The following is a 22037-nucleotide window of genomic DNA, read 5'->3' as shown; positions in this document are numbered from 1 at the left end:
CAGAAGGGTCGGTGCGCATGGTTACGAGCAGGACAGGGGCGTGCGTTGTCCGGATCACCGCGCCCCCCGATCCGCCGCCCCCGATCCGCTGCTCCCAGGCAGGCGCACCAGTGGCGTGCCTGCCGTTTCTTCCCGCCGCGCAAAAACGCGGGCGATCACCCCATCGATCAAGCCGCCTGCACGACCGAGCGCCGTTGCGGCAGCGCAGCCTGTTGCGGCACCAGGCGGAACACTGCCACGGCGCGCGTCAGATCCGCCGCCTGATCTTCCATGCTACGTGCCGCGGCGGTGGCTTCTTCCACCAGCGCCGCGTTCTGCTGGGTCATTTCATCCAGCTGCATCACCGTGGTGCTGACCTGCTCGATGCCGGCGCTTTGCTCGGTGCTGGCGGCGGTGATCTCGGCCATGATGTCGGTCACCCGCTTCACCGAGCTGACCACCTCGGTCATCGTGCTGCCGGCCTGCTGCACCAGGTCCGAGCCCTGCGCCACTTTTTCCACCGAATCGGAGATCAGCTGCTTGATCTCCTTGGCGGCGCCGGCCGAACGCTGCGCCAGTGCGCGCACTTCGGTGGCCACCACCGCAAATCCGCGGCCCTGCTCACCAGCGCGTGCCGCTTCCACCGCCGCATTCAGGGCCAGGATATTGGTCTGGAACGCGATGCCGTCGATCACCCCTATGATGTCGGAGATGCGCGCCGACGATTGCGTGATCGCCTGCATGGTGGTGACCACTTCCTGCACCACGCGCCCACCGCTCTCGGCCACCTCGCCGGTGCCCTTGACCAGCTGATTGGCCTGGCGCGCGTTGTCGGCGTTCTGGCGCACGGTGGAGGTGAGTTCTTCCATCGACGCGGCGGTTTCTTCCAGGTTCGCGGCCTGATGCTCGGTACGCGTGGACAGGTCGGCATTGCCGCTGGCGATCTCGCCGGCGGCGGTGTTGATCATCTCGGCCGAGTGCTGGATGCCCTGCACGATGGTGGTCAGCTGGATCGCGGTGCGGTTGGCCGCATTGGCCAGGCGGCCGAATGCGCCCTCGTAATGCGATTCCACCCGCTGCGACAGGTCGCCATCGGCAATCGCGGCCATGATGCGGCCGACATCGTCCAGGCCTGCATCGGCCTGCTGCATCAGCCGGTTCAAGGCCTGCACCATCTCGGCGAACGCGAACTGGTAGCGTGCCTGCTCGCCGCGTGCGGAGAAGTCGCCGCGCGCGGCCGCATCGGCCAGGCGTGCGATGTCGCTGTTGATCGCCGACAGATTGCCCTTCACCGTATCCAGCGCCTCATGCAGCGCCGCGCGCTGGCCGGGCAGGCGGCGCATGTCGCGGCGCAGATCGCCACGGCCATACTCGCCCATCAGGTCCATCGCCTCGTTGATGGCATCCAGATGCTCGAATACCACCGTGTTCACGCCGTGCGCCAGGGTGCCGTAATCACCGGGGAAATCCTCCGGAATGCGGTGCGCGATGTTCTCGCCCTGCTGCAGCCGGATCATGGTCTGCATCTCGCCGTTGAAGCGCTGCAACTGGGTCTGCATCTGCTGCATGCTGTGCATCAGCTGGCCGGTCTCGTCGCGCGATTCAACCTGGATGGCGTTGTCGAAGTGGCCCGAGGCAATCGCCTCGGCGGTGCGCGATGCTGCGCGCAGCGGTGCGGCCATCGCCGAGGCGATCAACCAGCACAGGCCGATCACCATGGCCACCAGGGCGCCGCCGATCAAGGTCAGGGTGCGGGTGAAGCCCCAGGCCTGCACCTGGATGTCCTCGGCGTACACGCCCATCACCAGCACCCAGTTCCAGGCCGGAAAGGTCTTGGCATAGCTGATCTTGGGCAGCTGTTCCTGCTTGCCCGGCTTGGGCGCATCGTAGTAACTGAAGCCGTCGCCGCGCTCGATCGCGGTCTTGATGTCACGATAGACGTACTGCCCGGCATCGCTCTTGTAGTCGCTCATGTCGGTGCCGACAGCGCGCTTGGGATGCATCAGGATGCGCATCTGCGGGTCGACGATGAAGAAGTAGTCCACGCCGTCGTTGGTACGCATGTCCGCCAGCGTGGTGCGCGCAGCTTCCTTGGCCTGTTCGACCGTCAGTTCGCCGGCCTTGGCCTTGTCGGCATAGTGCTGCATCACGGTCAGGCCCATCTCCACCTCGGTCTTGACGCTGAGCTTGCGCGCCTCGATCAGGTCCAGATACTGCAGGCGTGCCGCGGCCACTGCCAGCAGGATGACGCCCACCGTCAACAAGCTGCACAGCAGGACGAACTTGCGGGTGAGCGGGAGATTGGCAACGTGACGACGCAACAGGGACACGACAGGCATGGCAACGAGATCCAGAACGCGCGCAGGGCGCTATGTCATGGATAGCGGCTGATTCACATGCGGGTTGAATGCTAATTGCGGCAGCGTTCGCTTGCGACAGCTGCTACAAGGTCATGGGCATCGATCCAGCGATCGATGGGTGACGCGACATTGGTGACTTGCAGACTGTCGGCAGCGTGCAAGCAGCGGCGGACACGCACTGCGTGCCCGCCTTATTGCATCAGCCTGCCGCGCAGAAGCCGAACTCGGCCGTCGCACCGGCCGCCAGGGTGCGGTTGAAGTCCACGCCGCTGGCCTTGAGCGTGCTGCCGCTCTGCGACCAGGTGACGTTCCAGGCATTGTTGACGGTGCCGGTGACCGGCAGCGAGATCGCCCAGGTGCCGCTGGCGGTGCCGGTATTGGTGACCTGCACGCGATTGCAGTAGCCGCCGTTCCACTGGCTGTCCACGCTCACCTTGGTGCTGAAGCTGCCGCTGGGTGTCGGCGTCGGTGTCGGTGTTGGCGTGGGGGTCGGAGTCGGAGTGGGAGTAGGTGCGGGCGTCGGCGTGGTGCTGCTCAGCGTGCCCCACAGCGTCCGCAGCAGCGCCATCTTGTCTTCGCGCACGCTGGTCCAGTCGTCGCGCAGGATGCCGCCGGTGTCGCCGCTGTTGGGATTCCACGACCAGTAGAAGCCTTCGTTGATGCCCTTGCTGCGCAGGTACTGCACCAGCGCGTCCTGCCAGACCTTGTCGCGTGCATCGCCTTCGCCGTACTTGCCGCCGAATTCGCCTAGCAGCAGCGCATACGTGCCAGCGAACTGGCCGAAGTGACGGTCCCAGATCGCAGGCATGTTGTTGGGGAACGTGCTGTCGTTGAAGTACGCCTGCGCGTACACGTCCGGCCCGTACACATGCGGTGCCAGCAGCAGCCGGTTGGCCGGAATGTTCAACGGGGTGCAGGCCAGCGGCTGCAGATTGCCGCCCCAGAAGATGCCGCCATTGGTCGAGCAGACCGGATTGTCGGTGATGCCTTCCACCGCGATGATCCATTTGGGCGCCACCGCCAATACCGCGGCCGAACCGCGCTCGGCGGCCTTGTTCCAGTCGGTGGCCGCGTTGCCGGTGCCCCAGGTCGCGGCACCGTGCGGCTCGTTCTTCAGGTCCAGGCCGATCACGCTGGGCACGTTCTTGTAGCGGTTGGCGACAAAGCGCAGATCGTCCAGCCACTGCGCTTCGGAATACGAGCCGGTGTACCAGAGCTCGGAGATGGCAGCGCAGTCGGGGGTGTGGTGATCCAGCAACACGTACATGCCGCGTGCGTTGAATTCGTTGATCACCTTGTCCAGGATCTGCAGCGAGCTCAGGCCCTGCAGATCGGCATTGAGGCTGTAATCGATGCTGGTCGGCATCGTGCTGCTGCGCAGGGTGGCCGGGCAGAACGGCAGACGCACGGCGTTGAAGCCCAGGCCCTGCATCTGGTTGATCATGTCCTTCCAGTTGCGTGCCCACAGGCCATGCATGACATGGTTGCCGGTCTCGAAGCCGAACACGTTGACGCCCTTGAGCTGGACCACCTTGCCGCTGTCGTCGACGATCTTGTTGTTGCTGATGGAGTAGCTGAAGGCCGGTGCGGCGGCGAGCGCCAGCGCCGTGGCCAGTGCGAGCGTACGTGCAGTCCTGAAGATGGACATGGTGGTCTCCCTAGCGAACCCGGCTCGACACCCGAACCCGGTGAGGGGGGCATCTTGGTCCGCGGCTGCGCCGTTTGGCGTGATCCGGCCCACAGAAAGGCGCATTGCCGCACCGATCACACGCCGGCTGCGGGCCGGTTCGCTTTCGCGCACACTATCGCCGTTGTGGCCTGTCCGCAGGCTGTCCTTTCTGTCCCCGGAGTGTCTTCCAATGTCTTTCCTGCGTGCCGAACTGGCGCAATGGCGCGCCTCGCCTGCGCGCGAACTGATGGCCGGTGCGGTCGCCACCTTTGCGCTGATTCCCGAAGTGATCGCCTTTGCGTTCGTGGCCGGTGTCGACCCGCAGGTGGGGCTGTTCGCGTCGTTCGTGATCGGGATCGTCATCGCGTTTTTTGGCGGACGCCCGGCGATGATTTCCGCCGCGGCCGGGTCGGTGGCCCTGGTGGCCGCACCGCTGGTGGCCGCACACGGCTTGCCCTATCTGCTGGCGGCCGGGCTGCTGGCCGGTGCGGTGCAGATCCTGTTCGGCCTGTTGCGGCTGGGCGTGCTGATGCGCTTTGTCAGCAGCTCGGTGCGCACCGGCTTCGTCAATGCGTTGGCGGTGCTGATCTTTGCAGCGCAGCTGCCACATCTGCAGCACGCCAACCTGGCCACCTGGGGCATGTTGGCGTTGGGCCTGCTCATCATCTACGGCCTGCCACGGCTGCCGCTGCCGGGCGTGTCGGCGATTCCGTCGCCGTTGCTGTGCATCCTGGTGCTGACGCTGCTGGGCTCGGCCCTGCATCTGCCGCTGGAGACGGTGGCCGACCTGGGCAAGCTGCCCGACGCGCTGCCATTCCTGCAATGGCCGGCGGTGCCGCTGACGCTGGAGACCTTGCGCATCATCGCCTTGCCGGCGCTGGCCATCGCGATGGTGGGGCTGCTCGAATCGCTGATGACCGCACGCGTGGTGGACGAACTCACCGACACTCCGAGCAACAAGAACCGCGAGTGCACCGGGCTGGGCCTGGCCAACACCGCTGCCAGTCTGTTCGGCGGCATCGCCGGCTGCGGCATGATCGGGCAGACCGTGGGCAACGTGAAGTACGGCGGGCGCGGCCGTCTTTCGACCCTGTTCGCCGGCGTGTTCCTGCTGATCCTGATGGTGCTGCTCAAGCCATGGGTCTCGCAGGTACCGGTGATCGCCTTGGTGGCGATCATGGTGATGGTCTCGGCCGAGACCTTCGACTGGCGTTCGCTGCGCACCGTGGTCACCCATCCGCGCACCTCCAGCGTGGTGATGCTGGCCACCGTGGCGGTGACCCTGGCCACCCGCAACCTGGCCGCCGGCGTGGCGGTGGGTGTGGTGCTGAGCGGTGTGTTCTTCACCTTCAAGGTGGCCGGGCTGCTGCAGATCACGCACAGCGACGGCGACGATGGCGTGCGCACCTACCACGTGCGCGGGCAGGTGTTCTTCGCCTCGGCCGACGTGTTCATCGACGCCTTCGACGCGCGCCAGGTGCCTGGTCGTGCGGTGGTGATCGATGTCAGCCGCGCGCATTTCTGGGACATCACCGCGGTGGCGGCGCTGGACAAGGTGGTACAGCGGCTGCGCCACCATGGGCTGGAGGTCCAGGTCAAAGGCCTGAATGCCGGCAGCCGGCGGCTGATGCAGGCGCACGCGCTGGGCGACGATGCGCTGGAGTCCGCATTGCCCTAAGCGGCGCAGGGATGCAGGCCTGTCGCGCGCCTGCACATCCGTGTACGCCGGCTGGCCGTGCGCGGCGGTGGCCGGCGGGCAGACTCAAGTTCGCGCGCGCAGCGCCGATGAACCGGCATCGAGATTGCCGGTAACCCGCCGTGATGCCAGTGCGTTCCAGTCCGAGAGGTGTGCCCGCGTGCCGTGACCGGCGCTGCGGGCCTGCGTCCGCCCGCGGGATGGTGCGGCAATGACCACGGCACCGTTGCTGGAGCGCATGGTGGACCTGACCGCCATCCGCGACGCCGATCTGCTCGATCTGAGCCTGTTGCGCACCATGCGCGAGGTCTGCGCGTCCGAGGAGCTGTCGTTGCTGCGCATCGCCCCGGATGGCCGCACCATGGCCGAGACGCGGCTGCGCGAGGATGGCCGGCTGTCGCTGACGGTGGCCGACATCCACGACGCGCACCTGCGCACGCAGTTGGCCGACATGCACGGGCCGGGCGATGTGGTGCAGTTGCAGCAGGACGGCCGCGCGTTGCTGGTGTATCCGATGATGGAAGCACGCGGGATCCGCACCTGCCTGCGCGTGGGCGGCACGCGCGCACCCGGCGCCGCCGAGCAGGTGATGCTGCAGGGCTTCGCACGTTTCTTCCAGAATTACCGCAGCCTGCTCGACGATGCCCAGCGCGATGCGTTGACCGGCCTGCGCAATCGCAAGACCTTCGACGATGTGATCCTGCGCCTGTTCTCCGGTGGCGCGGATGCAGCGGCCAGCGAAGGCGTGTGGCTGGGGATCGTGGATATCGACCACTTCAAGCGCGTCAACGACGGCTTCGGCCATCTGTATGGCGACGAGGTGCTGCTGCTGGTGGCCCAGTTGATGCAGCGCTGCTTCCGTCAGGACGACCTGCTGTTCCGCTTCGGTGGCGAAGAGTTCGTGATCGTGTTGCGCGGAGTGGATCGCGACACGGCGGTGGCGTTGTTCGAGCGCTTCCGCGTGGCGGTGGCCGAGCATGTATTTCCGCAGGTCGGCAAGGTCACGCTCAGCGCCGGCATCGTCGAGCTGACCGACGGCCGGCTGATCAGCCAGTTGCTCGACGAGGCCGACAAGGCGCTGTACTGGGCAAAGCAGCATGGCCGCAACCGCGCCGAGGTCTACGCCGAACTGGTGGCCAGCGGGCAGATGCGCCAGGTTGCCCAGCAGGTCGGCAGCGTCGACCTGTTCTGAGACGCATCGGCGTTCGCCGGCGGTAGCGCTGCAGTGTTGGCCGCCGCGGCATGCGGCGGCTGGACGCCACCCGGCGCCATGACACGCCCGCACAGCGCAGGCCGTGCGTCGGTGGCAGCATCGTCGCATGGCCATGTCGATCAGTGCTGCGTCGCTGCCACTGCACGTCGCCGCGCGTATCGGTGTCCGCTGTGCACACCCGATCGAACGCCGCAGTGGCTACACTCCAGGGCTGTTCGGACACTACCTGGGTGCTGCAGTGAAGCGAGTTGTTACCAAACGCGTTGCAATGGGAATGTTGGCGATGGCGGTCTCGACCGCACTGATGGCGGCCACGCCGACCTTCGATGGCGCGCGCATCTCGCGCGACGTCAAGGAGCTGGCCTCCGATGCCTACGAAGGCCGCGGCCCGGCCACTGCCGGCGAAGAAAAGACCATCGCCTACCTGAGCAAGCAGTTCGCCGCTGCCGGCCTGCAACCGGGCGGCGATCTGCGCGACGGCAAGCGCGCCTGGACCCAGGCGGTGCCGCTGCGCCGCGCCGATATCGTCGGCACCCCGACCATCGCCCTGCAGCATGCCGGCAAGCCGCAGGCGCTGACCCAGGGCAAGCAGATCGCCATCCGCGCCGCGCTGGACGGCTCGTCCAAGGTCGACATCGCCAACGCACCGCTGGTGTTCGTCGGCTACGGCGTCAAGGCGCCGGAGCGCGACTGGGACGACTTCAAGGGCGTGGACCTGAAAGGCAAGATCGCGGTGGTGCTGATCAACGACCCGGATTTCGAAACCGGCAAGGGCGCCTTCGACGGCGCCGGCATGACCTACTACGGCCGCTGGACCTACAAGTACGAAGAAGGCGCACGCCAGGGCGCGCTCGGCGTGCTGGTGGTGCACGAAACCGCGCCCGCCTCCTACGGCTGGGACACGGTGGCCAGCTCCAACACCAACACCATGTTCGATGTGGTGCGCGACAACCCGCGCGCCGCGCATCCCACCCTGGAAGGCTGGATCCAGCGCGACATGGCCGCCGACCTGTTCAAGCAGGCCGGGCTGGATTTCGATGCCTTGAAGAAGCAGGCGCAGACGCGCGGCTTCAAGCCGGTGGAACTCAAGGGCCAGGGGCTGAGCGCAAGCTACCAGGTCAAATCCGATGTGATCACCTCGCACAACGTGGTGGCGCGGCTGGATGGCAGCACGCATCCGGATGAAACGCTGATCTACAGCGCGCATTGGGACCACATCGGCGTGGGCAAGCCGGACGCACGCGGCGACACCATCTTCAACGGCGCGCTGGACAACGCCAGCGGCACGGCCGCACTGCTGGAACTGGCGCGCGGCTTTGCCGCCGGCCCCAAGCCGCAGCGCTCGGTGGTGTTCCTGGCTGTCACCGCCGAAGAAAAGGGCCTGCTGGGCTCGGAGTTCTACGCCTCCAAGCCGCTGTACCCGCTGGACACCACGGTGGCGGTGATCAACATGGACGGTATGAGCCCGTTCGTGCCGTCGCGCGATTTCGGCATCTACGGCACCGCAAAACTCCAGTTGCTCGATCAGCTCAAGACCGCCGCCGGCCAGTGGAAGCTGCGCTACACGCCCGATCCCAAGCCGCAGGCAGGGTACTTCTTCCGCTCGGATCATTTCTCCTTTGCCAAGCGTGGCGTGCCGGCGCTGTCGTATGCGGCCGGGCAGGATTGGGAAGTGGGCGGCGTGGCCGCAGGCAAGGCCGCCTCCGACGACTACACCGCCAAGCGCTATCACCAGCAGGGCGATGAGTGGAAGCCGGACTGGACCTTCGCCGGTGCCGCGCGTGACCTGGGCGTGCTGTACGCGCTGGGCCAGCAGCTGGCCGATTCGCGCCAGTGGCCGAACTGGAGCAACGATTCGGAGTTCCGCGCCACCCGCGATGCCAGCGAGGCGGCGCGCAAGTAGGACGACTGATGCGGCGACGGCGCTTCCGTCAGCGGCGTCGCTGTTGCCCGATGCGGCATGTGCCCCGTGTGCATGCCGCCATCCGGCTCAAGCCACGTGCCCGATGCTCGGGGATCTTGTCAGTTGCTTCAAGGCGGTGAGCCTGCGGTTGTCCAGGCAGGCTCGGTGCCACGCATGCGTCGTTTGCAGAGCGGTTGATGAGAGGCCCGGCTCTCAAGCCAATGCCAGCGCATCGGCGTGCTGCGAGGGCGCCAGAGCGGCGGAGCCGCGGGTTGGCTGCAGGGCCCTTGCCCGCCCACCATCGCAGGACACGCCGCAAGTACGTCCGTGTAGGCTCTGGCGCGGCATCCATGCCGCTCAAGGTCCAGCGACGGTGGGCGGGCAAGGACCAGTCGAGATGGCGGTGTGCGTGGTGCAAGCAGGGCATGGCGTGCGTTGTTCGAATCACGTTGCGTCCGATCAGTGCCCCGTGCAAGCCGAGCGGCAGACAGGCTTCCAACACGCAACCTGCAAATGTCTCGTCTGCTCACCGCATGTCGAGCAACACGCTTTCAAGAAAACAGCCGACCAACTGCCTGGTGCGGTGTCCTCGCCGTTTGCGGGACCGTGTGGCGGCATGGAGGCCGCCACCGAGCCCCCAGGGATGGGTTCACGGCGTGTCCCGCGAGCGGTGAGGGCGCCGCGCCCTCGACGCGCCAGGCGTTTGACCTGGCTTTCTGACTGCATCTAGATGCAGCACCGACGCGAGAATCCCGGTTGTCTTGAAGCGGTTACAGGGTGCGGAACGCATCGTCCCTGACCAAAACCAAGGTCGGCGCGGGGCCTATAACGCTGATTTCGGGATCCCATGGTGCGCGCCTGCCGTCGCAATCCGGTCAGCGTCATCGCCGCGAGCGCCAGCGCCGGCAGGCTGTCGCTACAACCGATTGCGCCTCCTGGCACATCTATTGCATTTGTCTGACACGACAGCGTGGTTTGACGCCCGTGACGGCACGCGTGCCAGACTGCAATCTGTTGGGGTAGCGTTCGGTCGCTGCGGCGTAGTCTGCCGCGCGGTCCTCGTCAGGTGGGGCGAAGACTGCAGCGCGGCCTTCGTTTCCTTTAACGGTCGATTCTTTAAGATGAGCCGCGGCGTCATCGTCGCAGCCAGGAGAGCTTGTGCATCGGAGTGGTCTTAGAGCTGCTAATTCTGCGACGTGGTCGCGCACCGCCGGGCCTGCCCGGACCAGGGTGCATGCGACGACGGCGCCACGCGTAGCGGGTAGGGATCTTCCGCTTCAGCCCACACTGCCGCGATCGTGCGGCGGGCAGCCTTGATGGACGGCACAGTGACTCTTTCCCCCGCACCAACCGATCTTCCCCCCGTTTCCGCCCTCGACGCCGGTCAGCCCACGCTGCCACCGGAAGCGCCGCTGGCCATGCCCGAGCAATCCCTGCGCGAAGGTCGCCTGCAGGTGCCGCATCAGCGCACCGCGCCGGTCGGCATCGGCCTGCGGCGTTTCTATCTGATTGGCGGCACCGTCGCCACCACTGCGGTGGCGGTCTGGGTGATGCTGAGCGTGCTGTGGCCCGATGGCCTGAGCGTGCTGGAAGGCTGCCTGCTCGGCCTGTTCGTGCTGCTGTTTGCCTGGATCGCGATGTCCTTCGCCAGCGCGGTGGCCGGCTTCGTCACCGTGGTGGCGCGCGCCGGACGCAAGCTCGGCATCGACCCGGACGCTCCGCTGCCGACCTTGCACACGCGCACCGCGTTGCTGATGCCGACCTATAACGAAGACCCGCGCCGGCTGCTCGCCGGCCTGCAGGCGATCTACGAATCGGTGGCCGAGACCGGCCAGCTGGAGCATTTCGACTTCTTCGTGCTCAGCGACACCACCCGCGAACACATCGGCGCTGCCGAGGAAATGGTCTACAACGAGCTGTGCGATCGCGTCGGCGGACACGGGCGCATCTTCTACCGCCGCCGCGCCGACAATGCCGCGCGCAAGGCCGGCAATGTCGCCGACTGGGTGCGCCGTTTCGGCGGCAACTACCCGCAGATGCTGATCCTGGACGCGGACAGCGTGATGACCGGCGACACCATCGTGCGGCTGGTCGCCGGCATGGAAAACAATCCGGACGTGGGCCTGATCCAGACCCTGCCGGCGGTGGTCAACGGGCAGACCCTGTTTGCCCGCATGCAGCAGTTCGGCGGGCGCGTGTACGGGCCGATCATCGCCTTCGGCGTGGCCTGGTGGCACGGTGCCGAGAGCAATTACTGGGGCCACAACGCCATCATCCGCACCCAGGCCTTTGCCGACCACGCCGGCCTGCCGTCGCTGCGCGGGCGCAAGCCGTTCGGCGGCCATGTGCTCAGCCACGATTTCGTCGAAGCGGCGCTGATGCGGCGCGGCGGCTGGGCCATGCACATGGTGCCCTACCTGCAGGGCAGCTACGAAGAAGGCCCGCCCACGCTGACCGACCTGTTGATCCGCGACCGCCGCTGGTGCCAGGGCAACCTGCAGCATGCCAAGGTGGTCGGCGCCAAGGGCCTGCACTGGATCAGCCGCATGCACATGCTGATCGGCATCGGGCATTACTTCACCGCGCCGATGTGGGGCCTGCTGATGCTGATCGGCATCGGCATTCCGCTGGCCGGTGGCGGCATCGACCTGGCCGGCGACCTGCCGTTCTCGCCTGCCCGCTACTGGCATGGCAGCAGCCAGGGCAATGCGATCTGGATCTTTGTCTGCACCATGTTCGTGCTGTTGGCGCCCAAGTTGCTCGGCTACATCGCATTGCTGCTCAACCCGCGCGAGCTGCGTGCCTGCGGCGGCGCGATCCGCGCGCTGCTGAGCATCCTGCTGGAAACCGTACTGGCGGCCCTGATGGCGCCGGTGGTGATGTACCTGCAGTCGCGCGGCGTGTTCGAAGTGCTGGCCGGCAAGGATTCGGGGTGGGACGCGCAGGTGCGCGACGACGGCAAGCTGTCGTGGCCGGCGCTGTTGCGCAGCTACGGCGGGCTGACCGTGTTCGGCCTGTTCATGGGGGCGGTGGCCTATACGGTGTCGCCGTCGCTGGCGGCCTGGATGGCGCCGGTGATCGTGGGCATGGTGGTGTCGATCCCGGTGGTGGCGTTGACCTCGTTGCGTCGCACCGGCCTGGGCCTGCGCCGCGCCGGCATCTTCTGCATTCCCGAAGAGCTCGATCCGCCCAAGGTGCTGGTGCGAGCGGCCGAGCTGCGCCGCGCCGCCGCGCTGGAGCCGTCGCTGATCTGAGCGCTGCCAGGCGCATGGCGGTATGGCCATGCGCAGCGTGAGCTACCCGCCTGTCCTGCCAGGCAGGCCGCGACAGTGGCGACCCGGGTCACGCGCATGTCGCTTGGCCGCTCCGTGAGCGGCCCGGCCGATGGTGCAAGGCATAATGCCCAGCCCGCAAGCGGAGCTGGATGATGCTGGAAGTGATCGAACGCGAGACCGGACCGAACCCGCAATGGACCGTGCTGTGGCTGCACGGCCTGGGCGCCGATGGCAGCGACTTCGCCCCGATGGTCCCGGAGCTGGTGCGCCCGCAGTGGCCGGCGCTGCGCTTCGTGTTTCCGCATGCGCCGGTCCGCCCGATCACCATCAACAACGGCGTGCGCATGCGCGGCTGGTACGACATCGTCGGCATGGATTTCGCCACGCGTGCCGACAAGGCCGGCATCGCCGAATCGGTGGCCCAGGTCGAGGCGTTGATCGCCCACGAGCAATCCCGCGGCATTGCCCCCGAGCGCCTGTTGCTGGCCGGGTTCTCGCAAGGCGGCGCGGTGACCCTGGCGGTCGGGCTGCAGCGCCGCGTGCCGCTGGCCGGGTTGATCGCCCTGTCCACCTACCTGCCAGACCCGGCGGCGGCCGCCAGCCAGCTGCAGCCGGCTGCCGCCCGCCAACCGGTGTTCATGGCCCACGGCACGGCCGATCCGGTGGTGCCGTTCGGCGCCGGCCAGGCCAGCATGCAGACCCTGCGCACGCTCGGGTTCGAACTGGACTGGCACACCTACCCGATGGGCCACCAGGTCTGCCTGGAAGAGATCGAGGCCTTGCGCAACTGGATGCAGGCGCGCTTCACCGCCGCCTGAGGCCATGGCCCAGCACGCGCCCCAGATCGCCTGGATGCCGGACCTGTGCCGGCTGCCACGGTTGGGCGCCATGCTGGGCCTGGCCGAACTGGTGGTGCTGGTGGTGACCCTGGTGCCCGACGCCGGTGCGGCGCGCACTATCACCGTGTCGCGTTTTGTCTCGGCCAGCGGCCTGGCGCTGTGGCTGGCGCTGGCGGTCAGCGTGCTGCTGTGCGTGCTGCGGCCTTCATTGTCGCGGCTGCCGCCACGCGTGGGCGCGCTGGCCGCGCTGTCGATCGCTGCGGTGGTGGCCATGCTCGGTGCCGGCATCGTGCATGCCCTGTATGCGGCGCTCGACCAGGCCCCGCTTGGCCCCCTGGTCGGCTTCTGGCGCTTCACCCTGGGCAGTGCGGCGACCGTGGTGCTGATCACCGCGCTGGCGCTGCGCTACTTCTACGTCAGCGACCGTTGGGAAGCACAGGTGCAGGCCAATGCGCGTGCCCAGGCCGATGCCTTGCAGGCGCGCATCCGCCCGCATTTCCTGTTCAACAGCATGAATCTCATCGCCAGCCTGTTGCGCCGCGACCCGGTGGTGGCCGAGCAGGCGGTGCTGGATCTGTCGGACCTGTTCCGTGCCGCGCTCGGTGCCGGCGAAGGCGTGTCCAGCTTGCGCGCCGAATGCGAACTGGCCGAGCGCTATCTGGCGATCGAATCACTGCGCCTGGGCGAGCGCCTGCAGGTGCGCTGGCATCGGCAGGAGCCGTTGCCATGGGAGCTGCCGATGCCGCGCCTGGTGCTGCAGCCGCTGGTGGAGAACGCCGTGCTGCATGGCGTTTCGCGCATGCCCGAGGGCGGCACGCTGTACCTGTCACTGCGCCAGCGCGACAACCAGTTGCAGATCCGTATCGTCAATCCCGCCCCGCAGCCGGGCACCCAGTTGCCGCTGGTGGCCGGTGCCGGCCACGCCCAGGCCAGCATCTCGCACCGGCTGGCATTCCAGTTCGGTGCCGGGGCACGGATGGCGGCCAGCTGGGCCGAGGGCTACTATGCGTGTGAGATCACATTGCCGCTGCCGTGACGGGGGAGTCGCTGCAGCGAAGGGGGATGTCCATGACGGCCACGCAAGTGCGGGTGCTGATCGCCGATGACGAGCCACTGGCGCGCGAGCGCCTGCGCATGCTGCTGGGTGAACATCCGCACGTCGAGGTGATCGGCGAGGCCGAAAACGGCCAGCAGGTGCTGCAGCAGTGCCATCACCTGCATCCGGATCTGGTGCTGCTGGACATCGCCATGCCCGGCGTCGACGGCCTGGAAACCGCGCGCCTGCTGCGCCAGAACCAGCCGCAGCCGGCGGTGGTGTTCTGCACCGCCTACGACCAGCATGCGCTGTCGGCCTTCGATGCCGCCGCGCTGGATTACCTGATGAAACCGGTGCGCCCCGAACGCCTGGCCGCCGCGCTGGAAAAGGTGGCCACCTTTCTGGCCGGGCGCGCGCCCAGCGCCGCGCCGCCGCCGCGCACACACCTGTGCGCACGCCTGCGCGGCAGCCTGCGGCTGATCGCCATCGGCGATATCCGCTACCTGCAGGCCGAGGAAAAATACGTCATCGTCCACCACAGCCGTGGCGAGGACCTGATCGAAGAGTCGCTCAAATCGCTGGAAGACGAGTTTGCCGATCGCCTGGTACGCATCCACCGCAACTGCCTGGTCGCGCGCGACGAACTGGTGGAGCTGCGCCGCAGCGGCGATGGCCAGGTGCATGCGGTGCTGCGCAACGTGCCGCACCCCCTGGAAGTGAGCCGCCGCTGCGTGGCCAGCCTGCGCGAGCAGTTGCGCTAGCGCGCGGCATGCCGGGTGTGGCCGGGTGCATTGGCCGGTCGGCGGCGCGGTGTTGCGGGCGCCGGCGTGCGGCCCAGGTAGGAGTTCCGCGCCCGGTCCGTGATAATGGCCCGATGACCACGCTCCGCATCGCTACCCGTAAGAGCCCGCTCGCCCTTTGGCAGAGCGAACACGTCGCCACTGCGCTGCGCCAGCACCACCCGGGGCTGGAGGTCGCGCTGGTGCCGATGAGCACCCGTGGCGATGAAGTGCTGGACCGCTCGCTGGCCGCGATCGGCGGCAAGGGCCTGTTCCTGAAGGAGCTGGAGCTGGCGATGCTGCGCGGCGAGGCCGATTGCGCGGTGCATTCGCTCAAGGACGTGCCGATGGAGCTGGACGCGCCCTTCGTGCTGCCGGCGATCATGGAGCGCGGCGATGCGGCCGATGCGCTGGTGTCCAACCTCTACGCCAGCTTGCAGGCGCTGCCGCTGGGCGCGCGCGTGGGTACGTCCTCCCTGCGGCGTCAGGCGCAGTTGCGCGCCGCGCGCCCGGATCTGGAATTGATCGACCTGCGTGGCAACGTCAACACCCGCCTGGCCAAGCTCGACAACGGCGGTTACGACGCCATCGTGCTGGCCTGCGCCGGCCTGCAGCGGCTGGGCCTGGATGCACGCATCACCGCGCGCCTGGACGTCCCCGACTGGTTGCCGGCGCCGGCCCAGGGCGCGGTGGCGGTGGAATGCCGTGGTGACGATGCGCGCATCCACGGCCTGCTGGCGGTGCTGGATGCCGGCCGCACGCGCGCCTGCGTGGAAGCGGAGCGGGCAATGAATCGCGCGCTGCACGGCAGCTGCCACGTACCGGTGGCGGCGTTCGCGCGTTGGGAGGGGCAGGGCCTGTTCCTGCAGGGCATGGTCGGCAGCGCCAGCGACGGACGCCTGATCCACGCCGAGGCGCACGGCAGCGCCGACGACACCGAGGCACTGGGCCGCCTGGTCGCACAAGGCCTGTTCGACAAGGGCGCCGCGCAGCTGCTGGCCGAGCTGTAAACACGCCGCCGCGTCACCTGTACCTGTAACGCAGTCGGCATCGAGATGGCGGCAGGTGCAAGTCCAGCCCTCGCCGCCAAGCAGGCAATACCGCCTCACGCAACGCCCGCTCTCGTAGGAGCGGCCCCGGCCGCGAGGGGCTCTACCGGGAAAGCCCTTCGCGGCCAGGTCCGCTCCTACAGGAGCGGTTGCGGATTCGAACGTGGGGCGATCGACCGCCGCGTCGCGGCCTGTCCGCCAAAGGCACCGCTCTTCGTAGGAGCGGCTCTTCGTAGGAGCGGCCCCGGCCGCGAGAGGCTCTACCGGGAAAGCCCTTCGCGGCCAGGTCCTCTCCTACAGGGCGCGGCTGCGTATTCGAACGTGGGGCGATCGACCGCCGCGTCGCGGCCTGTCCGCCAAAGTCACCGCTCTTCGTAGGGGCGGCTCTTCGTAGGAGCGGCCCCGGCCGCGAGAGGCTTTACCGGGAAGGCTCCTCGCGGCCAGGTCCGCTCCTACAGGGCGCGGTTGCTTATTTGAACGTGTAGACCAGGTTCACGGTGGTCAGCGTGTCGGTCTTCTTGTCGCCGTCGCTGACCTCGCTGTTGTGGCGCATCTGCCAGGCGGCCTTGAGCGCGAAGTGCGAGTTCATGCTGACCTGCACGCCGAAATCGTTCTGCGCGTAGGTGTTGTATTCGCCCGATTCCACCAGCAGCGTGTTGATCAGGTCGGTGTTGTCGGTGACGGTGTACTTGAGGTCGAACAGCCCGCGCCCGATCAGGCCGGTCTCGTTGCGGTCTTCGTCGCTGTTGTGCGCGCGCCGGATACCCGGGCCGATCTGTGCATCCAGATAGAAGCGCTCGGCATCGATCAGGCGCGTGCCGTAACCGATACCGAAGGTGGCCAGGCGGTCGTAGGTGGCGAAGTCGTCGTGTTCGTAACGGCCGGTGGCGGTGAGCTGGCGGTGTTCGCCCAGCTGCAGCGCGCTGCCGGCGCTGCCGGTGTAACGCTCGGCCGTGGTCTGGCGTTCGCGCGAGGTGCTGCCGTCGTCGTTGGTATTGGTGTACTCGGAGCTGGAGCGCAGTGCGGTGGCATCCAGGCTGTGGATCCAGTCGCCGTCGGTGTAGCGCAAGCGGACCCGGCCGTTGAGGCTGTCGGTGGTGCTGTTGCCATGGGCGGCGGCGTAGCCGAGCTCGCCACTGCTCCCGCTCCACGGCGACGGCATCACGGCGGCAGCGGGGTCCGCCGGTGCCGGTGCGACTGCCTGGGCCCAGACGGTGGGCGTGATCAACAACAGTGGCAGCATGGCAGACAACGGGGCACGGCGGGACATGGGCGGCTCGCTTTGGAGGACAGGGGCGAAGAAGGGTGGAAGCGATTTCATGATAACGGACTGAGCGGCTGCGTCATGAGCGAGTGAACGCTACGCTTCAGAAGAGGTTGGGGCGCCGGCTCCGAAACGGCAGCGACTGGCCCGGTCGCGCACCTCGCAGGCAGATCCGGCCCGCGCGCAGCACAGGCGAACGCGCCGGCCACGGGGGCACCGCCGCGGCGGCGTCGATGCGGGCATGATTGCCGATAGACAGCGACGCTCACCCCGCCACGCAAAGACTCGGACATAATCGACGCATGGACCGCTACGAACGCATCAATTCCCTGCATCGCTTGCTCAAGTCGGCACGCTACCCGGTCACGGTGGCGCGGCTGCAGGATGAGCTGAGCTGTTCCCGCGCAACCGTGTACCGCGATCTTGCGTTTCTGCGCGATGCGCTGATGGCGCCGGTGGAAGGCGACGGCGAATCGGGATTCCGTTATCTCTCTGGCGAAAGCGATCGCTTCGAGCTGCCTGGCCTGTGGCTGAGTTCGGAGGAGCTGCACGCGCTGCTGGCGTCCCAGCAATTGCTGGCGCGCACCGGCGGCGGGGTGTTGTCCTCGATGCTGGCGCCGCTGCAGCAACGCATCGAAGGACTGCTGGCCGCCCAGGCCGGTGTGTCGCAGTGGCCGGTGGACCGGGTGCGGGTGATTCCGCACCGCGGCCGCAAGCTGGACGAGGCCAGCTTCCGCACCGTCGCCTCGGGTGTACTGGAGCGCAAGCAGCTGAGCTTCGACTATCGCGCCCGTTCCACCGACGAATCGACCAAGCGCACCGTGTCTCCGCAGCGCATCACCCACTACCGCGACAACTGGTACCTGGACGCCTGGGACCACGGCCGCGATGGCGTGCGCAGCTTTGCGGTGGACCGCATCAATCACGCGCGGCTGCTCGAGAGCGTGCCGCGCGATGTGCCCGACAGCGAGCTGGACGAGCAGCTGGCGGCCAGCTACGGCATCTTTTCCGGCGCGCCCAAGGGCTGGGCCACCATCGTGTTCAGTGCCAAGGCCGCGCGCTGGGTTGCCGACGAGCATTGGCACTCCAAGCAGCAGGGCCGCTTTCTGGCCGATGGCCGTTATGAGCTCAAGGTGCCCTACAGCAACTCGCGCGAGCTGCTGATGGACGTGCTGCATTACGGCTCGGATGCGGAGATCGTCGAGCCGGTCTCGCTGCGCGAGCAGGCCAAGGCGCTGCTGTCGCTGGCATTGAGCAATTACGACTGAGCGTGCTTCACGACTGAGCGTGCTTCAGCGCTTGTTCGGCACTTCAAAACCCAGGCGATCCACCTGCTCGCGCAACTGCGGCACGCGCTTGAGCTTGTCGGTGTAGATGGAATAGTCGTCGCGCATCTTGTCGACCAGCTTGCGGTACTGGTCGCGGCTCATATCCGGCTTGCGCGCGAAGATCCAGGCCAGGTCGCGGCCGGGGTAGGAAATCAGCATCCATGAGCCGTCCGGTGCGATTTCCAGGATGCGCTGCTTGGCCGGAATGACCTTGTAGAACCACACCCGCCAATCACGGTTGCCGCTCTCGGCGTCCACCGAGGCGCGCGCGTTGACCTCCTTTTCCGGCTCGCCGAAGCCCTCGCGGTACAGATAGCGCACCGCCACCTTGCCGTCTTCGACCAGGGTGTACTCGTCGCGGCTGGTGACGTGGCCACGCTCCACCGGATTGGGCATACGCGCAATCACGTACCAGGTGCCCATGATCTTGGACAGATCGACTGCCGGCTCGCTGGCAGGCGTGTCCTTGGCGGATGCCACGGGCAGGCCGAGGACGAACAGAAAAGCGAGGGCGATCGTAACGGTCAGGCGCATCGCAACATCACAAAGGGGCAGTTGGAGCAGCACACTACCGCATGCAGGGGGCAAGTTCGCGTCAACGGTCGGGTCTGGCGCACGCGGCTGTCTCAGACGCGGCAGCCGGGGGACTGGGTCTGGGTACGGAAGAGGGTGCCGTTGGCGGCCTGGCGTTGCTGGTCGCGTCTCCTGGAGCGCTGCCGCTGCCGTGCCGGAGCGCCTTGGTACCGGAGCTTTTGCTGGTTTCGCGGCCAGGTCGCAGCCGGTGAGATGGGCGCAGGCAATCCTGCCGGCCTGTTCCGATCCTTCCTGCCACGGAGTGCCGCCATGTCGATTCGTCCTTCCCGTCGTTCCGAACGTCCCGACCCGCGCGTGCTGCGCCCGGTCCGGCAGATCGCCCTGGCCGGCCTGGCCCTGGTGCTGGTATGGCCGGCCGCGCGCGGCCACAGCGAATGGATCGGCTGGCTGCCGCTGTGGCTGGTCGGCATGCCGATGCTGGCCTGGTGGAGCCTGCATCGGTTCGCGCTGCCGACCCTGGCGCGGCCCGGTGCGCGACGCGGCGCGCCACGTCGGCGCGGGCCGCAGGCGCAACGCCGACGCAGCACGTCGCATGCGGCGACACAGGTGCGCGCGGCCTGACCTTCGGCAGGGTCGGGCGGCGGAGGGCTATGCTACGTTCCCGGCGTTCGTTCTCCCGGAAACATTCATGTCCAAACTCGCCTCGATCTGCCTGGTTGCCGGTCTGATCACCGCTGGCGCCGTCTCTGCAGAGGAAACCGCCGTGTCCAACGATCCCTACGCCTGGCTGGAAGATGTCTCCGGTGCCAAGTCGCTGGACTGGGTCAAGGCCCAGAACGCCAAGACCGAGGCGCGCCTGGCCGCCACGCCGGCCTTCAAGCAGATGGAAACCAGCATCCGCGAGGTGCTGGATTCGGATGCCAAGATCCCGGGCGTGCAGAAGATCGGCGAGTACTACTACAACTTCTGGAAGGACAAGCAGCACGAGCGCGGCCTGTGGCGGCGCACCACGCTGGACGAATACCGCAAGCCGGCGCCCAAGTGGGAAACGGTGCTGGACCTGGATGCGCTCAACAAGGCCGAAGGCGAGAACTGGGTCTGGCACGGCGCCGACTGCCTGCGCCCGGATTACCAGCGCTGCCTGATCGCGCTGTCGCGCGGCGGCGCCGATGCCGATGTCACCCGCGAGTTCGACCTGGCCGGCAAGCAGTGGGTCAAGGACGGCTTCTTCCGTCCCGAATCCAAGGGCGGGCTGGGCTGGATCGACCAGGACACCGTCTACGTGTTCACCGATTTCGGTGCCGGCAGCATGACCAGCTCCGGCTATCCACGCATCGCCAAGCAATGGAAGCGCGGCACCCCGCTCAGCGCCGCCACGGTGGTGTACGAGGGCAAGCCCACCGACATGTACATCGCCGCGATGCATGACGACACGCCCGGCTTCGAGCGTGATTTCGTCAGCCGCACGCTGGCCTTCTACAACGAGGAGCTGTACCTCAAGGGTGCCGACGGCAAGCTGGTCAAGGTGGACGCACCCAACTCGGCCAGCAAGTCGGTCAAGCGGCAATGGCTGACCCTGGAGCTGCGCGACCCGTGGACCGTGGGCGGCAAGACCTACAAGGCCGGCTCGTTGCTGGCGACGCGGTTTGACGACTTCATGGCCGGCAAGCGCAGCTTCGATGTGCTGTTCGAGCCCACCGACAGCACGTCGCTGGCTGGCACGGCGTGGACGAAGTCGCACCTGGTATTGAACGTGCTGGAAGACGTCAAGAACCGCCTGAGCGTGATCACGCCCACGCAGGATGGCTGGAAGAAGAGCGCCTTCGTCGGTGCGCCGGCATTCGGTACCGTCGATGTCGGCGCGGTGGACAGCGACGACAGCGACGCGCTGTGGTTGACCGTCACCGACTACCTGACCCCGACCACCTTGTCGTGGGTGGAGGTGGGCAGCGCGCCGCAGCCGCTCAAGTCCATGCCGGCGTTCTTCGATGCCGGCAAGGACAGCATCGAGCAGCACTTCGCCACCAGCAAGGACGGCACCCGCGTGCCGTATTTCCTGGTGCGGCCCAAGGCGTTGACGCTCGATGGCAGCGCGCCGACCCTGCTGTACGGCTACGGCGGTTTCGAGATTTCGATGACGCCGAATTACTCCGGCGGACTGGGCCGCGCCTGGCTGGAAAAGGGCGGCGTCTACGTGGTGGCCAACATCCGCGGCGGTGGCGAATACGGTCCGCGCTGGCACCAGGCCGCGCTCAAGCAGAACCGCCACAAGGCCTATGAAGACATGGCCGCGGTGGCAAAGGATCTGGTCACGCGCAAGATCACCTCCACCAGGCACCTGGGCGTGCAGGGCGGCAGCAATGGCGGCCTGATGACCGGCAACATGCTGACCCAGTATCCGGAGCTGTTTGGCGCGGTGGTGGTGCAGGTGCCGCTGCTGGACATGAAGCGCTACAGCCATCTGCTGGCCGGTGCCTCGTGGATGGCCGAATACGGCAACCCGGACACCGACGACTGGAAATTCATCCAGACCTTCTCGCCGTATCACCTGTTCGATCCGAAGAAGACCTATCCGCCGGTGATCTTCCTCACCTCCACCCGCGACGACCGCGTGCATCCGGGCCACGCGCGCAAGATGGCCGCCAAGATGATCGAGGCCGGCAAGGACGTGACCTACTACGAAAACATCGAAGGCGGCCACGGCGGCGCGGCCAACAACGCGCAGGCAGCGCACATGGCGGCGCTGGCCTACAGCTTCCTGTGGGAGCGACTGGCCGATTGATCAGGCGTTGATCGAACGCAGTCGGTAACGCGATTGCGTTGCTCATGCGGTGCCTTGAAGAAGCCCTGGGCCAAATGGCCAGGGCTTTTTTTTCCTTCTCCGCCGGGAGAAGGTGCCCGAAGGGCGGATGAGGGTACATGCGCACGCAACCGGCGACGCCGGGACGGGGCGCACGTACTGCCAGGCGCGGCTGCGGTGCAGGCCTCGCTTCAGCGCGAGGCCTGCCCGCAAACAGCAGTGCAAAAACAGCGGCCAGCAGCAGTCACGGCTGTTTCCATCGGCGCAGTGAACCTGCGGCTAGGGCCAGGCGCTACCCGGAGAGAGGAGCCGT

Annotated in this window: 15 protein-coding genes; 11 read left to right on the top strand and 4 right to left on the bottom strand. The window is 67.3% G+C overall.

Translation table 11 applies throughout. The features are described 5' to 3' along the window. Positions 1–167: 167 nt before the first annotated feature. Entirely contained in the window at positions 168–2300 is a 2133-nt protein-coding gene (locus EO174_RS05575; RefSeq protein ID WP_206515046.1) for a methyl-accepting chemotaxis protein, read from the bottom strand. Positions 2301–2538: 238 nt separating this feature from the next. Beyond that, a complete protein-coding gene (locus EO174_RS05570; protein ID WP_126942908.1) occupies positions 2539–3987 on the bottom strand; it encodes a glycoside hydrolase family 5 protein in 1449 nt (482 codons plus the stop codon). A 211-nt stretch (positions 3988–4198) separates the two neighbouring features. On the opposite strand from EO174_RS05570, the gene EO174_RS05565 reads away from it, so the two are divergent. From EO174_RS05565 to hemC, 8 genes are all read left to right on the top strand, one after another. Further along, complete coding sequence (locus EO174_RS05565) at positions 4199–5686, top strand: SulP family inorganic anion transporter (protein WP_119129544.1); 1488 nt, start codon at positions 4199–4201, stop codon at positions 5684–5686. 229 nt (positions 5687–5915) lie between these two features. Further along, a complete protein-coding gene (locus EO174_RS05560) occupies positions 5916–6896 on the top strand; it encodes a GGDEF domain-containing protein (protein WP_164740096.1) in 981 nt (326 codons plus the stop codon). 295 nt (positions 6897–7191) lie between these two features. Further along, the gene (locus EO174_RS05555; protein ID WP_126943213.1) at positions 7192–8820 is read left to right on the top strand and encodes a M28 family metallopeptidase; all 1629 of its coding nucleotides are present in this window, start codon (positions 7192–7194) and stop codon (positions 8818–8820) included. Between the two features lie 1316 nt (positions 8821–10136). Beyond that, on the top strand, positions 10137–12074 hold the full coding sequence (gene mdoH, locus EO174_RS05545; RefSeq protein WP_126942905.1) for a glucans biosynthesis glucosyltransferase MdoH: 1938 nt from the start codon (positions 10137–10139) through the stop codon (positions 12072–12074). A gap of 170 nt (positions 12075–12244) precedes the next feature. After that, positions 12245–12913: an alpha/beta hydrolase gene (locus tag EO174_RS05540; protein WP_119130566.1), complete on the top strand. Its 669-nt coding sequence runs from the start codon at positions 12245–12247 to the stop codon at positions 12911–12913. Positions 12914–12917: 4 nt separating this feature from the next. Further along, positions 12918–13970: a sensor histidine kinase gene (locus EO174_RS05535; RefSeq protein WP_104583743.1), complete on the top strand. Its 1053-nt coding sequence runs from the start codon at positions 12918–12920 to the stop codon at positions 13968–13970. 32 nt (positions 13971–14002) lie between these two features. Then, positions 14003–14731, top strand: coding sequence for a LytTR family DNA-binding domain-containing protein (locus EO174_RS05530; protein ID WP_164740095.1), 729 nt, complete (start codon positions 14003–14005; stop codon positions 14729–14731). A 113-nt stretch (positions 14732–14844) separates the two neighbouring features. Continuing rightward, on the top strand, positions 14845–15759 hold the full coding sequence (gene hemC, locus EO174_RS05525) for a hydroxymethylbilane synthase (RefSeq protein WP_104583745.1): 915 nt from the start codon (positions 14845–14847) through the stop codon (positions 15757–15759). 508 nt (positions 15760–16267) lie between these two features. On the opposite strand, the gene EO174_RS05520 is transcribed toward hemC, so the two are convergent. After that, a complete protein-coding gene (locus tag EO174_RS05520; protein WP_126942899.1) occupies positions 16268–17068 on the bottom strand; it encodes a DUF481 domain-containing protein in 801 nt (266 codons plus the stop codon). Positions 17069–17364: 296 nt separating this feature from the next. On the opposite strand from EO174_RS05520, the gene EO174_RS05515 reads away from it, so the two are divergent. Then, positions 17365–18330 (top strand): YafY family protein, encoded by a 966-nt coding sequence (locus EO174_RS05515; RefSeq protein WP_024940221.1) that lies wholly within the window; start codon positions 17365–17367, stop codon positions 18328–18330. A gap of 24 nt (positions 18331–18354) precedes the next feature. Here EO174_RS05515 and EO174_RS05510 read toward each other — a convergent pair whose 3' ends face one another. Next, a complete protein-coding gene (locus tag EO174_RS05510; RefSeq protein ID WP_104596512.1) occupies positions 18355–18924 on the bottom strand; it encodes a lipocalin family protein in 570 nt (189 codons plus the stop codon). 309 nt (positions 18925–19233) lie between these two features. Here EO174_RS05510 and EO174_RS05505 point away from each other — a divergent pair, with 309 nt between their 5' ends. Together EO174_RS05505 and EO174_RS05500 are read left to right on the top strand one after the other, a co-directional pair. Continuing rightward, on the top strand, positions 19234–19545 hold the full coding sequence (locus EO174_RS05505) for a hypothetical protein (protein WP_126942896.1): 312 nt from the start codon (positions 19234–19236) through the stop codon (positions 19543–19545). Positions 19546–19612: 67 nt separating this feature from the next. Beyond that, positions 19613–21706 (top strand): prolyl oligopeptidase family serine peptidase, encoded by a 2094-nt coding sequence (locus tag EO174_RS05500; protein WP_104649244.1) that lies wholly within the window; start codon positions 19613–19615, stop codon positions 21704–21706. The last annotated feature ends 331 nt before the right edge of the window (positions 21707–22037 follow it).

Origin of the sequence: Xanthomonas sp. BRIP62418, assembly GCF_003993495.1 — a bacterium.
GTDB classification, from domain to species: Bacteria; Pseudomonadota; Gammaproteobacteria; order Xanthomonadales; family Xanthomonadaceae; genus Xanthomonas; species Xanthomonas euroxanthea.
Note: the sequence above shows the minus strand (reverse complement) of the source record. Positions and strands in the feature narration are given on the sequence as shown.

Coding starts and splice junctions, on each gene's coding strand:
- EO174_RS05570 (WP_126942908.1), bottom strand. CDS start 3,987: ATGTCCATCTTCAGGACTGCACGTACGCTCGCACTGGCCACGGCGCTG.
- EO174_RS05565 (WP_119129544.1), top strand. CDS start 4,199: ATGTCTTTCCTGCGTGCCGAACTGGCGCAATGGCGCGCCTCGCCTGCG.
- EO174_RS05560 (WP_164740096.1), top strand. CDS start 5,916: ATGACCACGGCACCGTTGCTGGAGCGCATGGTGGACCTGACCGCCATC.
- EO174_RS05555 (WP_126943213.1), top strand. CDS start 7,192: ATGTTGGCGATGGCGGTCTCGACCGCACTGATGGCGGCCACGCCGACC.
- mdoH (WP_126942905.1), top strand. CDS start 10,137: ATGGACGGCACAGTGACTCTTTCCCCCGCACCAACCGATCTTCCCCCC.
- EO174_RS05540 (WP_119130566.1), top strand. CDS start 12,245: ATGATGCTGGAAGTGATCGAACGCGAGACCGGACCGAACCCGCAATGG.
- EO174_RS05535 (WP_104583743.1), top strand. CDS start 12,918: ATGGCCCAGCACGCGCCCCAGATCGCCTGGATGCCGGACCTGTGCCGG.
- EO174_RS05530 (WP_164740095.1), top strand. CDS start 14,003: ATGACGGCCACGCAAGTGCGGGTGCTGATCGCCGATGACGAGCCACTG.
- hemC (WP_104583745.1), top strand. CDS start 14,845: ATGACCACGCTCCGCATCGCTACCCGTAAGAGCCCGCTCGCCCTTTGG.
- EO174_RS05520 (WP_126942899.1), bottom strand. CDS start 17,068: ATGTCCCGCCGTGCCCCGTTGTCTGCCATGCTGCCACTGTTGTTGATC.
- EO174_RS05515 (WP_024940221.1), top strand. CDS start 17,365: ATGGACCGCTACGAACGCATCAATTCCCTGCATCGCTTGCTCAAGTCG.
- EO174_RS05510 (WP_104596512.1), bottom strand. CDS start 18,924: ATGCGCCTGACCGTTACGATCGCCCTCGCTTTTCTGTTCGTCCTCGGC.
- EO174_RS05505 (WP_126942896.1), top strand. CDS start 19,234: ATGTCGATTCGTCCTTCCCGTCGTTCCGAACGTCCCGACCCGCGCGTG.
- EO174_RS05500 (WP_104649244.1), top strand. CDS start 19,613: ATGTCCAAACTCGCCTCGATCTGCCTGGTTGCCGGTCTGATCACCGCT.